Here is a 13,312-nt window from a genome sequence, read left to right as displayed (position 1 = left end):
GGTCCATCCCGGAATTATGGGACGCCGTGGCCGTCGCCATCGATCGTTTCCACCCCAAAGAATGCGAAAACCTGTTCGCCCACGCCGGCTACGATGCCTAACCGTGATTATCCAGAAACTGCTCTAGACTAGACTAGCGCTCGGCCGGAACAGCCGTTCCTAAAAGCGCGCATTTGGACAAGGAAACCGCCGAAGCGAAGTAGCTGGCTAACTTTGCAATACTCTATGAAAAAGTTCCCAGTACTCTCTCATCACGCTCATTCTTTAAAAACAAGATTATTGCGCATAGCAGATTAATAAGTATTTTAAGAGCAAATAACGGTTTTTTATAAATCGGGGAAATAGAACTCTGGTATTTCAGCAGCTTTATTCGGGCAATAACGTGCCCTTTCTTCTCCGCATCACCCCATCGCTTAGCGGCCTCGATTGCATCTCGCGGCACAAGATTTCCGGTATACAAACAATTGCCGAGCTCATAATTTGCCGGCGGATATCCCTGATCACCCAAGTGCGTAAGGAGATCAATCCCCTCTCTGTCACTTCGTTGCACGAGCACCATCGCAAGTCGGTACCCGCCTTCCACTGATCCTTGCTTGTACGATTTTCGAAGCCATTCCTCTCCGGCTCTCAGGTCTTGGGATACCAATCTGCCTTCTAGGTAAGCCCACCCTACATAAATTTGTGCTGCCGTGTTTCCAGCTTCTGCCAGCGCTACATACTCTGCAAAGTTGTGTGTGGAGGAAGTGCTTTTTGGCATCAATTTCTTCCTGGCGCCGAATTATGTTAATTCGGTGGATTGCCCTCAATTCTCGGTAGTTCAGGCTTGCCCGGCCGAACGATTTGAGGCGGCTGAACATGCTTTACCTCTGGCGTCGTAGGCAAGGGGCTAATTGCAGCTATGCACAGCTTGACAAGAGCAAAGCACTTCGCCAGAGCGCCTTCGGCTGGATCTACGGGTGTTTGATCCGGCGTGTGCGGCGATCCCACCTCGCAGGGATTGGGATTGTTGGGGCGGGCGAAGAGACCGAATGGATCAGTGTTTGTGATCGGATCGAGTGATGCATAGCTATAAAGATTTCCTGCTACGTCTCTACCTTCCCCAAGCGGATCGCGACTTAGCCATCGTCCCGCGGTCGGATCGTACGCGCGGTATAGCGTCAGATTGAGACCGCTATCTGTATCGGCGAACATTCCTGCAAAAGCGAAGTCTGACAGTGGCGATGTGCCTTGCAGCAAGGTGCCGTAAGGGTCGTAGTCATAGGTAGGTGCGCTAGTGGTGCTGGCAAAAACTCGTCGCACCGAACCTATTTGGTCGGTCCCGTAATAGTGGAGCTGGCTCGGCGTTCCAGGCAAGACCTCGCCCTCACTGTAATACTTCCGTATGGTCGAATTGGCAGCGTCTCGCGCTTGGCAAGGGAAGGCACCGCACCAGATATAGCTGGTCATAGTAGGGCTGCCGCCACCTGCCGGCGTATTGGTGATAGTGGTGCGTCTGCTTAGCCCGTCGTAGGCGAAGGCGGTCGTCTTGCCCGGTTGCCCGGGATAGGCAATGCCAACGAGGCGATTTTCGGCATCCCAGCTGTACGTTCGCTGGCCGTCCGAGAGCAGGTTGCCGTTAGCGTCGAAGCTCAAAGACTGGCCAGACAAGTTAGTCAGCTGGTTGAGGCTGTTATAGGTCGCCGTTTGCGCTGGTGGGCTTGGATAGACCGCAGCAGCGTCGCTCGTCTCGGCTATCGCGGTGATGAGATTCTCGGGCGTCGTGGTGTATTGGTAGGTCGAGAATTGGCTGATTGAAAGACCAACATTACTGATCTGAGCCAGCCGGCGATCGCCAGAATTGGGCAGATAGCTCCAAGTGGTCGACAGAGTGGAATTGGCAAGCTGACGACCTGTGACCTGACTGGTTTGGCCGAGGTAGCTCAGCGTGAAGGAGCCAAGATCGTTCGCGTGACTCGTCAGTCTGCCGATCGCGTCATATCCAAATGTCTCAGTTCCCGCACCTCCCACCGCCCGCGAGCTCGGCCGTCCCAGCGCATCATAGCCGTAGTCAATCTGGTAGGCACAGGACATCTGGCCGGTCGGAACGACGCATTCGTGCTGCGGCTGCATGGCGCCCGGCTGGAAAGCATCGACGTAGGTATAGTGCGTGGTGCCATTGCCGTCAGTCATCGACACCAGCCGAGAGAAATAGGCATCATAGGCGAAGCTGACGTTCGGCGTCGGGTTCACCGCGTTTGCATAACCGAGGGCAATGGGCTGATTGTCCTTGGCGTAGGTGTACTGCTTCACCTGTCCAAGGGCGTCCGTAACCGATTTTAGCCGGCTCGTCGTGTTTTCATAAGCGTAGGTGACTGTGCTGCTATCGGCATATTGTTTCGAAGTCAGGCGACCCTGCAGATCGTAGGTCCAGCTTGTTGTTTTGCTCTTTGGGTCCGTCATGCTGGTCATCTGACCCATGCCGTTGTAGCCGAACAGGGTTTGATGTCCGGCCGGATCGGCAACTGCCGTCAGCCGCCTGTTGGCATCGTGCGCGTAGCGCCAGATCCTGCCCTCCCGATCCCGATAGGATGCCAAATCGAGCTTGTCATAGGTGTAGATATCGGCCGAACCATCCGGGTAGGTGATCTTTGTCAACCGGTCGGCGGCGTCATAGTCGTAGGTCGCTGTCCAGCCCTCGGAGTCCGTATAGGTGCGGACCCGAGCGAAACCATCATATGTATAGCTGGCCGCCGTAGCGTTGTTGGCGTTGGTGATCGATGTCAGGTTCGCCGAGAGATCATAGTGGTAACTAGTCGTCTCTCCGAGAGGGTTGGCGGTAGATGTAATCTGCCCGGCAGGATTGTATGTATAAGTTGTGGTCTTCCCGGCTGCGTCTGTTGAGGCAATCTGCCGATGCTGATTGTTGTACGCGAACTGAGCAATCGGCGTCAGCGTGTCGTTTGCAGTGGATTGGGTAACTGCAAGCAGGTCGATCTGGTTCGCGGCATAGCTGAACTGCGTCGTTCGCCCCAGTGGATCGATCGACTGGGTTAGATTGAAGCTGGAGGGGTTGTAAGAAGACTGGCTGAGCTGCGTCGTCCCGTCATCGAGAACGCGGCCAATGGCAGTCGGCTGATTGTAGGTACCGTCAAAGATACTGCTGGACTGTCCAGCGTAGGAATACCATATCCGGTTTTCGAGGGGATATTTGACGCTTTCTATGGTCGTCGACTTGAGGCTGGTGTTTGGAACATGGGTAAAGTGCCGGTTCCTGGCTTTGCTGTAGTCGCAACCGCCTGTCGGTGTGCAACTGGCAGCGAGGTAGGCGTTCTTGTCCCAATGAAAGCTGTTGCGATAGGTCAGGTATTGGTTTGTTGGCGTGACAGGCATGCCTTGCGGCACGCTGGTCGGAGGATCGCTGTCCGGGATTTGCGCGGGCTCCAGCCACTCCTCACGCTCATGATATCCGAGCGGGTCGGTCACATCCACGAAACGCGGCGGAGCAGCTGCACCCGGAGCTGTATAGGCGAAAGTCGTCGTGCCATAGGGCGTCGCCAACGAACTGACGAGCGAATTGGCATCGTAGGTGAAGCTTGATGTCAGGCCTATGACATCGGAAATCGAGTTCAAACGCCCTCCGGCATCATAGCTCAGCTTCGCGCTGCGTCCGAACGGGTCGGTGATCAGGGTGACAAGCAGGGGCCGCCCCGGCAGCGCGTAGGTAAATGTCGTCTGACGGCCGACTGCATCGGTCAACGAAATGAGCCGCAACTGGGCGTCGTAAGTCAGCGCGATCGCGTTGCCTTGCGGATCGACTACTTGGCTCAAGAAAATCCGTCTTGGGAATCCGGTACTGCCATCGGACTGGGCATAGGTCTCGATGCTGCCGTCCTGCAGTTGACGCCGGTAGGTGATTGGCGTCTGAGAGACGAGCGTAAAGATTGAACCGTCATCGAATTGCGCCGCGAACTTGCCTGTGCCGCTGTTGTACCCGGTGTAGTAGAACGCACCACCCCCAGATAGAAACCGTGACACGTTCGCACCCGGATTGGTGGGGTCATCAGTCACATAGGTGAGCCAATTAAGTGTCCACTTCGGGCTGACATTGAAGAAGCCGAATACCTGAGGTTGGCTGTCTTCGCGCTGATTGTAGCTGATCCTGACCTTCGCCGACGGGCCGATCGGTGGCGCGTAGCCGACGGGAGTGTCCGCCAGGGTAACGCTGACGCTCGATTCCTTGATATTGTAGCCGCAAAGAGGGCACGGGCCTGATCCAGGGCTACCAGGCCCTCCAAGACCACCAGGTCCTGCAGGACCTTCAGGAGCGCCGGGCCCTCCTGGCTTGCCTGAGCCGTTTGCATCGGGATCGCCGGGGTCGCCGGGCCTCGTCCCATTCGTCGGTCCCCTTCCCCAAATAGCCGCCGCCTCTGCGACATCCACAGTGCGCCAGCGGTGGTCAGTCGAGACGTCGGCAGGAACGAGGAAGTAGCCACTGGCCTCGGCATCGAGCGCGGCAGGCGTCACCCAAAGGTCGGAGCCTGAAAATACGGAATCCTGTACGTGGAAACGCCCATTGGCCTCGCCGACAATCGCGGCGAAATGCCCGACTTTCCAATGGACGATCGAGGGCACAGGGACGGTTTGGCCCGGTAGCCGGAGCACCAGTTTGTGCGGAAGGTTCGCCTTGTCGGCAAGGTGACCGACTTCCGCCAGGTTTGTTCCGTTTGGTCCGGCGCGATACCACTGGAGAAAGTCCACTTTCTCGAAACTGGCATTTTGAGACAGTATCAGTGATTTGAGCGCCAACGGCCCGCAGATAAACAGGTGGCGTGGATCCCGCGTCACAAGTGTCAGTTGTTCACGAGCGGTTTGGATGGCTTCTGTCGCGGACCCTGTTACAGGGCGGCGTCCAATCTGGTCGAACAATGCGGCCAGTTGTTCGGTATGCCCTAGATTTGCATAGAGCCGCGCGAGTTCGCCAACGGCTCCGTCAACAAGCGCTCTTGCCTGCGGGTCGGTGGTATCCTTGCCTTCGTCCCACGCTTTTTTCCAAGCATCGATGGCCCGCGAGAAGTAGCCGTAGTGGAGATAGGAAAACCCCAGGTTTGTGTTCAGGGCCACTCCCCAGCCGGAGCGGGGGTATTTCGACAGGAATTCCGTAAGACTGCCGACGTCATCGGGTTGAGCGCGTTGCCCATAGGCCACAATCGCCTTCGAAAGGGCGACATCCTCGACATCTGTAGTGGGCCCAGTAGCCACGAGTGGCTCTTTGAAGTGCGCTGCGCGGATTGCCGCCTGAACTGAAGTGCCGAATGGGGCGCTGGCCGCAACCGGAGCCGGACCCGCCACCAGCGTACCCGGCCATGACAACACAGCTACAATACTGATCGATTTCGCAACAAAAAGCAGCCAGTTACGCACCCGCATCGTCGCTTTCTCCAATGGGTTGTCCGTACCGAGGGTCGCGTGGGACAACCAGAATCAAGGCGTCCAAGGAATGCAGCCCCACACACCCGAGCCCCATTTGGGTGCCCCTGGTGTCGTGGAAATTGTTGTGATTGCTGTCCGATTTCCGTTCGCGTCGTAAGTGTAGGCAATACAGAGGCCGTTGTCATAGAGGACCGTCTCAAGACGCCCAAGGGAATCGTAGGTATAGGAAGTCGAGGCGCTAGCATCTGCTGGAAATTCACCAAGAAATCCCAGAACCAATGCAGCCAAGTAAGTTCTTACGCGGCGGGCTCGCAAGGGTATTTTTCCGAACCGTGTCATTGCGGGCATCCTTGTCCTGACAGTTCTCACAAACACTGGCCCGATTAGATTCACCTGTTCAATGGGCGGATGTGCGCCTTCAGTTTTGCCGCCATGACATCACGGTACCGAGAGTCCGACTGCCCTGGGGGTTTATTCCAAAGATGATATTGGAATAACCGCTCGAGCCAAGGAAACCAGAGGCTTTCGCGACCGAGAAGATCGGAAGAAAGTTTGCTCCGTCCTGGCTAAAGGAGAACGACACGTTTGTTCCATCGTCTGCAATTTGTAACCATACCGGTTGCGGAAAAGCATTCGCAGAGCTTGCTACGTCGACTGCGCTGACAGTCGTGACGTTAGTCCATCTTAACACCTGAAATATCGGAGCACCGCCGCCGTTTGTCGTGTAATTCAGTGTATGAAGTTTGCCGATGCCGTCGTACCAACCAATGCCAACACCGCTAAAGCTACTGCTGTTCCGAGTTACGGCAACCAAAGTGGTAATCTTGTAGGGAGGCATAGGCGCAGCCATGTAACGGCCGCTGAAATTCGCTGTCGATCCACTCGATGGCACATCTATACACATGCCAACGGCACTATCCGTGACGACTCCACTGCCCTGATTTAACCAGGTTGTGAGCCCTGTCCCTGCCGATGTAGGCGTCGTGGACATCACCTGACTATAAAGCCCTGCTCCGCTGGCGCTGCCGGCGTTGGAAATAATGATGCTGCCAGGTCCGTTGGTAATCGTAATCCCCGATCCTGCACTCAGGGTCTGCGCTTGCGGCGCGCCTCCAGTCGAGCCGATCATTACCTGGCCATTGGTCAGAGGTCCCACCCCTGCAAGATTTCCACTCCCGGAATTGTACTGGACGGAATTGGTTGGGCCGCCAGGAACGGCGCTGTTCACACAATTCAGCAAAGCGTTGTAATTTGCCATCACCTGCGTTGCGTCCGCAGCTTGTCCGTTCGTGAGCGTGAAAGGAAGTGTGCAAGCATTAGCTGAGTATATACTGCTTAGCAGAAGCCATGTGACAGTGACCAATATGCCCCTGTAAGTGTTGCTATGCATGAGCCCATTCCTCATTTTGTTAGAGATGGCTAATATGCTTCCTTGGAAAAATGGCTAATAGCTGTGTAGAATCCGATAGAAGGCGCAATAAGACGAATTTCTTATTGATATACATTATCACAATGCCACAAACATCCTACGATAGGAACAACAAAGTCACAAGATCGTGAAGCCGGCGCTGATTATTTTCCTAAAATCAAAAAAGATAATACGACTGCGGAATTGGCTAGTATCAAGGGTCGTCAAATTCGGCACCTCTACGATGTCGGATCGGGACACCTGACGCGGATTCCGAGGCCTTTATGTCTCGGTTTGGACCCGAAATGGCAAAGATAACGCGCAAAGATCGGCTTCGGTCAAACGCAGGCTTAAAGGCCGCTTCGGATCCTGGCTTAGTGAAAACGGATGAGTAGGTAAGATTCTCTCGTGGTGATGCGGGAGGATTGTATGGGTCGCTCGCAGCTTTCCTTTCCTCCGGAGGGCTTTAAGACTGGGTGGACGAGGACGACCGGTTCAGGCGATCGAGGCATTTTTGTCGAGGCATGTGGACCTGGAGGCGATCGTTTCGCCGACGCGATCCCGGCGAACACGGGCAGGCCGTCGTACCATCCTGCCGTACTACTCAAGCTCTCCATCGACGGCTACCTTAGCCGGGAGCAGTCGAGCCGACGGCTGGAACGCGAGGCCGCGCGAAACGTCGAGCGGATGTGGCTGCATGGCAGGCCGCCCGGCAGATGCTCGGCGCCGAGGGCATTCATGTCATCGACAACCGCGGCTACGATCATCGCCAGCTTGCCTTCTCGGCCGGCTGGTTCCCCGATCACAAGACGATCGCCGACTTCCGCAAAGACAACAGCCGCGCTCTGGTCGACTACAACGTGCAAGTCCGCGGTTGAGACCGAGTCATCTTCTAATCGTAAGTATGGGCCCAACAGCGTCGGCAGCGACCACGCAAAGCTTGCGTGCCACCGCCACACAGGCCTTGCGTGGTAGGAGCGTTTGGCGATCTCCCGGCCCCACCTCTTCACCTTGTCCTTGCCCTTGAAGCGCGTCATCAGTCCCGACGCCGCCTCGTAGAGAGCGCGCGCCGCACGTCCGCATCGCCAGCCTTCGAGATCCGGCCCTGAACATCGATCGAGGTACCCGACTGCCAACGCCAAGAGGTCAGCTCGAAGTAGACCGCGACGTCGCGCGATCGGCGGAAGCGCGACGGATCGTCGATCGCCGTCATGATCGAAAGCGCCGTCACCGGGCCGACGCCGGCGATGGCCATGAAGCGCCGGCGCGGCTCGCTGCGCGCCACCATTTTCACGACGAGGTCGTGCAGCGGCAATACTGTCTCCACAGCGCCGCGCGCGCCGACCGCTTGGCGTCCAACAGTTCGGTTGACAGCGGATCGTCTGCCACCGCCTGCCGCACCGCCTACTCGAATGCCGCGCGACCAAACCTTGCTCAAGCGGATGCCGGACGACTTCTGCGAGTGGCTTATAGCGTTCTCCAGGTCGAGGAACTTGGCCTTCAGATTGCCGGTGTGTCAGCAGAAGCCGCGTTCTGTAGCAGCTCTCCGACTTGATGTAGGCCTGGCGGAACCAGCCGGTGCGCACGATGTGGGCGATCTCCAGGGCATCGGCCTTGTCGGTTCGGCCAGGGGGAAGAAACGCAGGGCAGTCGTTGCGGGAAGACGATCGAGGCTGAGCGAAGCGAAGTCGTTCTTCGGTCAGACCCAATCCATTCGAGTACGCCGTGGGCGTGGCCTAGAACGAACAGCTAGGTAGCCATTTGCCCCTAGCCGCTGCCACTCTCCGGTGGCGCACAGGACCACAGTGCACTTGCGGTGGCCTGCGGCTGCCAAGCTGCCAAAGCGCCGTGACGACTTTCCCCCATCTCCGCTCGATCAACGCGAAAATGGTCGGTAGCAAGGGCGAGAATGACTTAATCACACAGGTCCTCAGTAGCATCGCCGAATGATCAGGCTACTCGTGGCCGCGCATGCGCGGTGAGGCAGTGCCGGGACAAGTCCGCCGCGGCTGCTGGCCAAATTGGCATAAGGCCGTCGTCCAAAAACAAATAGTTGGAGCAGTTCGGCGATTTTACCAAATATGTCGCCCAAAAGTGTGCGCGGCGCTTTTGGGGTAACGACATGCATAAAAAACAAGACTTAAAGCGCGTCGACTAAACCCGTTTCAACGCGACGCACTTTATGCCTGCGGCGAAGGCAGCAATGATGCCTCTTGTGGCAATCGCGGCGCGGCGGCTTCGTCCTCGAACAACTTGCCGGTGCGTTGCCAGATCACGGTGGCGACAAGCATCGCGATGTAGCCGTCGACCGCATAGTGCCAGCCTGTGTAGACAGAGCCAAACAGAATCAACAGCGCAAACGCCCATCCTGCCATGCCAAACCATCGGTTGAGCCGAGTCAGATAGAAGGCATTCAGCGTTGCGACGGCTACATGCATGCTGGGCATCGCCGAGATACCCGAGCCGAGCGTAAACTTTCCGGCCTTGTAGCTCTGCAGCAGGTACTCGGAATAATTGAGCACAAGTGCGTTGGAGGGGCGCTGGACCAGTGCCTTTAAGAGGTCCGCATAGCGCGGGTCATTCAAGAACTGGTCGTAGAAGATCGGTCCAACGGAAGAAAACAGCATCGCCAGCAGCGTTCCGACAAACAGGGTGGTGAGCGCCAACGCCGCGAGGTAGCGCAGATGCACTGGCCGGTTGGCATGCAGCGCGGCAAGGAACACTATCGCAAACCATCCGAAAAACCAGATCCTGGAGTATGTCTGCACGATAAGCCAGGACAGCGCATCGGAATCGAAGGCATGGACGATGTGCCAGGGCGCGCGACCATGAAAGAAGTCATCAAGGTCGGCCATCGCCCTGTCGCTATAGAAAGGCACCACGTTTGGTATATTCAGCTTGTAGGTCGTGTATGCAGCAAGCGACAGCGTGAAGATCGCGACGACAAGAGCTATGCGTGGCCCGCTGAAACGAATGAGGTTCACGATGAACTCCATTGGTTTCCTGGGCGAGGCGACCACTGCTACAGGCACAAGGACGAAGACGAAAATAGTCCAGCCCCGCAATCCAAGTTCCGTGAAATAGATACAGATCATTTCATAGAAGGTGGCCGGCCAAATCAGGGCGGCGCCGAGAACGTACAGCAGACAGAACGCGACCAGCTTGAGCGCGACATCAAGCACCGGGCCGGCATCGGCAGGACGACAGACCTGTTTCGGCAGGTCGCGGCCGAACTCCGCAAGCACATCTCCAGAAGCGTCCACAAGAGCCCCTCAGCGGCATCGAGGCCTTCCGAATACACTGCCAGACTTAAAGTATGCTTATGCGTATCTCGAAAAAATGAGAGGATCGAGCGCAAATCACGTTATCTCGCAAGGCTGCGGATGCGAGACGCCGTCCCCCAACGTTCGCAAGGATCGTATCAGTGATCCATGACCTTGACGATTCCTCGGTCATCCTCTAGGCGTCGCCGAGCAGCATCATGGTCGCGGGCGCGCACCTTCGCAGTACCGGCGATGGCCGACGGAAAAATCCGCTTCGCGGTGACGCTCGGCCATCCCGTCGCAGCAACGAAAACGGAAGAGAAGGAGAACCTTCGTGTGCAATATTTGCACACAAACTCTTATAACTACTTGATTTTGTTTATTTGTCTGCCCCATCCATCATTTGACCGCCTGTGTCGCGGGTAAGCGCGACGGGATGGCTGTCGATCAGATGCCATTGGCAAGTGGGATGATCACGGCTCAGCCGCTGCATAGCAAACCTGATTCAGCGTCCAATCCCCTGCCCCAACTCGCGCGCGCCGCTACGCCTTGCATTTTCGTTGTGCTCGCAACATTGAGGCGAACAATGCAGCACTGTGCTCCACATTGCAGGACCGTGATCCAGAGTGATTGAGCGTGATGCACAACCGTCCGATGCACTATCCTTCTGCCCTATGGGGATACTTCGACCGCGCCCTAAGCCAAAGAAGGCCTACCCGAACAGCGACCGCTTCGAGGAAGATGGCCGGCGCCTTTACAGCGCGTACAATGGCACAAAAGTAGCGCGACCGCGGCGCCAGTATTCTTCGAAGCGGCTGCGCCTCGTCGCGATCGTGCTCGTCCTAGCGGTCGGCGCCGTGCTGGTCTTCGTCATGAGCCAATTGCCGCACTAGGTCTGGGAATCGTCTGCCTACAATTCCCTACTTTGCAGAGCTGCCATTCTGTTTTTTTCCTGGCACTTTCTTGGCAGGCGCGGGCGCGGCTTTGCGGCCTAGTCCCGCGGCTTTCGCTAACGCTGATCGTTGCGCGGCGTAGTTCGGGGCGACCATCGGATAGTCGGACGGCAGGCCCCATTTGGTGCGATAGGCTTCCGGGCTGAGGCCGAAATGAACGCCGACATGGCGCTTCAGCGATTTGAACTTCTTGCCGTCATCGAGGCAGATAATGTAGTCGGGGAATACCGACCGCTTAGGATTGACGGCAGGGACGAGCGCTACCTCCGTGACAGTGATGGGTAATACCGGCAAGCGACGAATGAACCGAAGCAATCAGGTCCGGCAGCCCCGCGACAGGCAGCGGATTGTTGCTGACGTATGCGGAAACGATCGCCCCGGTCAGTTCGATTAGGATATTATCTTCAGCTTGCTCAAGGTTGTTGTCAGCCATAACCAAACCCCACAATCATAAACCCAGCTTTATACATAGGAAGTCGGCTGGTGCTTGGTAAGGCTGACCAGGCTAGGGATTACCCGGGCACCACCCGCCTACGGCAATGCCCAGGCCTATAGCGAGGCCGAAGGCGGATGAAAGGCCCGTAGCGCTCTCGCAGCCCTTCCTGTGGGGCTTTCAAGGTGCTGGCCAGGTTATCGGTCAGATCACCGGAACCTAATATGCGCTGTTCGCTTATCGCCAGATGGTGGGGAGTACTGGCGGTCGTGCCGGTCCTACGGGCCTCCACCGTTATCCTATTTGTGTCGCTCGCCGTCCTCGGCTCCTTAGCGTGCGGCTACCTCTTCGACGCTCTGTGGGGCCTGTTTCCGTGAACAACGGGTTCGTCAAAGCCGCGCTGATGTGGCTTTGCCGCCTCCTGTGCCATATCGCAGCCCCGACGATCCTGTAGCGCACAAGACGCCTACGACAATCTCGCCAGCAGTTGAGCGTGGGAGTATACTTCCGCTGCACTAAGGTAGCAGTGTCAATGCAGGACAGGGCTGCCGAGATCCATTGGGGGCAAACATGACCCTGCGCAGCTACGCGATGAACCAGGCAACTTTCCCGGAGATGTACGAGCGGTGGCTCGTAGGCCCTCTTTTCCAGCCGTGGGCGGACATGACCCTCGAAGAAGTACGTTTGTCTCGAGGCGATCGTGTCCTCGACATCGCTTGCGGAACGGGAATCGTGGCACGCGTTGCTAGGGAGCGGCTCGGTAACGCCGACTTCGTCGTCGGCATCGACGTTAGTTCGGACATGCTTGCCATTGCGCGCGCCGTGGCACCAGACATCGACTGGCGCGAGGGCAATGCCAGCGCCCTGCCTCTCCATGACGGGGAGCAGTTCGTCGTCATCGTCTGCCAGCAGGGATTGCAGTTCTTTCCCGACAAAGCTGCGGCGGCAGCGCAGATGCGGCGGGCGCTGGCGAAAGGCGGCAGATTGGCGGTAACCACCTGGCGCTCCGACGATGAAATCCCGTTCTTTCGGGAATTGCGCCGCGTCGCGGAGCGGCATCTGGGCGCAATCTCGGATCAGCGATACAGCTTTGGAGACGCTGCTCTGCTCGAGACGCTGCTTCGGGAGGCGGGTTTCAACGAGGTTCGGTCGAAGGTCGTATCGCGCACTATACGGTTCGAGGACGACGCTCCATTTCTGCGATTGAACGCAATGGCGCTCGTCGGCATGAGTGCTGCCGGCAAGGCAATGGGCGATCATGAACGCAAGCGCGTCGTGGAGGACATCGTGAGCGAAAGTGCGCCCGTGCTGCAACCCTATACCGATGGATCGGGAATCGCTTTCGAGGTCAGCACTAATCTGGCGACGGCCAAAGGCTGAAGTCTTCCATCACTGTCCAATAATGCGTAGCAAATCGCGCCGCCTTTCGACCTGTCTCTTTGATCAGCCGGCCCCGCTAAGAACGTTCCTTCACATTACGATCTGCTGCTGATTACTCGCCGTACTTAAGAATGACAAGAGGGCCATCATCACGGCCGCTGCGAAGGCACAGGCCGCTGCCGACTGGATGCACGCTCAGCAGTTGCATGTAAGCCAGCCTGAGGTGCAGAGCGGGCCGCAATAGGCGCTCTGTGCCGACTCATTTGGCTCGACCATAGAGACGATGATGACTGCTCATTCTCGTTTGGCACGTCAGTTGGAACCGGGCGCTATTGGCGCTCTCGGCTCCGACTATTGATCCTCACCGTTGCTACATCCAGCGCTATTCGTTGCCGACTCCGGAGGAGTTGAAGATCTTGACACATAATATCAGTGATTACTAATAATTCTCTGTGTGCAGCGGGCC

The 13,312-nt window shown here is 57.1% G+C and carries 6 protein-coding genes and 4 pseudogenes; 4 read left to right on the top strand and 6 right to left on the bottom strand.

Features of this window, described 5'->3' with window-relative positions; all coding sequences use genetic code 11:
• Nucleotides 1–223 precede the first annotated feature (223 nt).
• From D3227_RS38255 to D3227_RS41370, 3 genes are all read right to left on the bottom strand, one after another.
• The gene (locus D3227_RS38255; RefSeq protein ID WP_120019211.1) at nt 224–757 is read right to left on the bottom strand and encodes a tetratricopeptide repeat protein; all 534 of its coding nucleotides are present in this window, start codon (nt 755–757) and stop codon (nt 224–226) included.
• A gap of 26 nt (nt 758–783) precedes the next feature.
• Nucleotides 784–5,421, bottom strand: coding sequence for an RHS repeat-associated core domain-containing protein (locus tag D3227_RS38250; RefSeq protein WP_245452124.1), 4,638 nt, complete (start codon nt 5,419–5,421; stop codon nt 784–786).
• A gap of 406 nt (nt 5,422–5,827) precedes the next feature.
• A complete protein-coding gene (locus tag D3227_RS41370) occupies nt 5,828–6,667 on the bottom strand; it encodes a hypothetical protein (RefSeq protein ID WP_147377801.1) in 840 nt (279 codons plus the stop codon).
• Nucleotides 6,668–7,375: 708 nt separating this feature from the next.
• On the opposite strand from D3227_RS41370, the pseudogene D3227_RS44630 reads away from it, so the two are divergent.
• Nucleotides 7,376–7,522 (top strand): annotated as a pseudogene (locus D3227_RS44630) (transposase); the annotation flags it as partial.
• On the top strand, nt 7,507–7,695 hold the full coding sequence (locus D3227_RS44625; protein WP_425374597.1) for a hypothetical protein: 189 nt from the start codon (nt 7,507–7,509) through the stop codon (nt 7,693–7,695). The pseudogene D3227_RS44630 and the gene D3227_RS44625, both read left to right, overlap by 16 nt.
• A 49-nt stretch (nt 7,696–7,744) precedes the next feature.
• Here D3227_RS44625 and D3227_RS38235 read toward each other — a convergent pair.
• The 3 genes and pseudogenes from D3227_RS38235 to D3227_RS38220 form a co-directional block, all read right to left on the bottom strand.
• Nucleotides 7,745–8,442 (bottom strand): annotated as a pseudogene (locus D3227_RS38235) (IS110 family RNA-guided transposase); the annotation flags it as partial.
• Nucleotides 8,443–8,997: 555 nt separating this feature from the next.
• A complete protein-coding gene (locus D3227_RS38230; protein WP_147377800.1) occupies nt 8,998–10,080 on the bottom strand; it encodes a phosphatase PAP2 family protein in 1,083 nt (360 codons plus the stop codon).
• 920 nt (nt 10,081–11,000) lie between these two features.
• Nucleotides 11,001–11,466 (bottom strand): annotated as a pseudogene (locus tag D3227_RS38220) (Ros/MucR family transcriptional regulator).
• A gap of 570 nt (nt 11,467–12,036) precedes the next feature.
• On the opposite strand from D3227_RS38220, the gene D3227_RS38215 reads away from it, so the two are divergent.
• Both D3227_RS38215 and D3227_RS43480 read left to right on the top strand, forming a co-directional pair.
• Nucleotides 12,037–12,846, top strand: coding sequence for a class I SAM-dependent methyltransferase (locus tag D3227_RS38215; RefSeq protein ID WP_120019207.1), 810 nt, complete (start codon nt 12,037–12,039; stop codon nt 12,844–12,846).
• A 115-nt stretch (nt 12,847–12,961) separates the two neighbouring features.
• A pseudogene (locus D3227_RS43480) lies at nt 12,962–13,090 on the top strand (antirestriction protein); the annotation flags it as partial.
• Nucleotides 13,091–13,312 lie beyond the last annotated feature (222 nt).

Origin of the sequence: Mesorhizobium waimense (assembly GCF_003601975.1) — a bacterium.
In the GTDB taxonomy this organism is placed as follows: Bacteria; Pseudomonadota; Alphaproteobacteria; order Rhizobiales; family Rhizobiaceae; genus Mesorhizobium; species Mesorhizobium waimense.
The sequence above is the reverse complement of the archived record's forward strand: the minus strand, read 5'-3'. Positions and strand labels throughout refer to the sequence as shown.

Excerpts from the sequence above, each read along its gene's own strand:
- D3227_RS38255 (WP_120019211.1), bottom strand. The coding sequence starts at position 757 with ATGCCAAAAAGCACTTCCTCCACACACAACTTTGCAGAGTATGTAGCG.
- D3227_RS41370 (WP_147377801.1), bottom strand. The coding sequence starts at position 6,667 with ATGGCAAATTACAACGCTTTGCTGAATTGTGTGAACAGCGCCGTTCCT.
- D3227_RS38215 (WP_120019207.1), top strand. The coding sequence starts at position 12,037 with ATGACCCTGCGCAGCTACGCGATGAACCAGGCAACTTTCCCGGAGATG.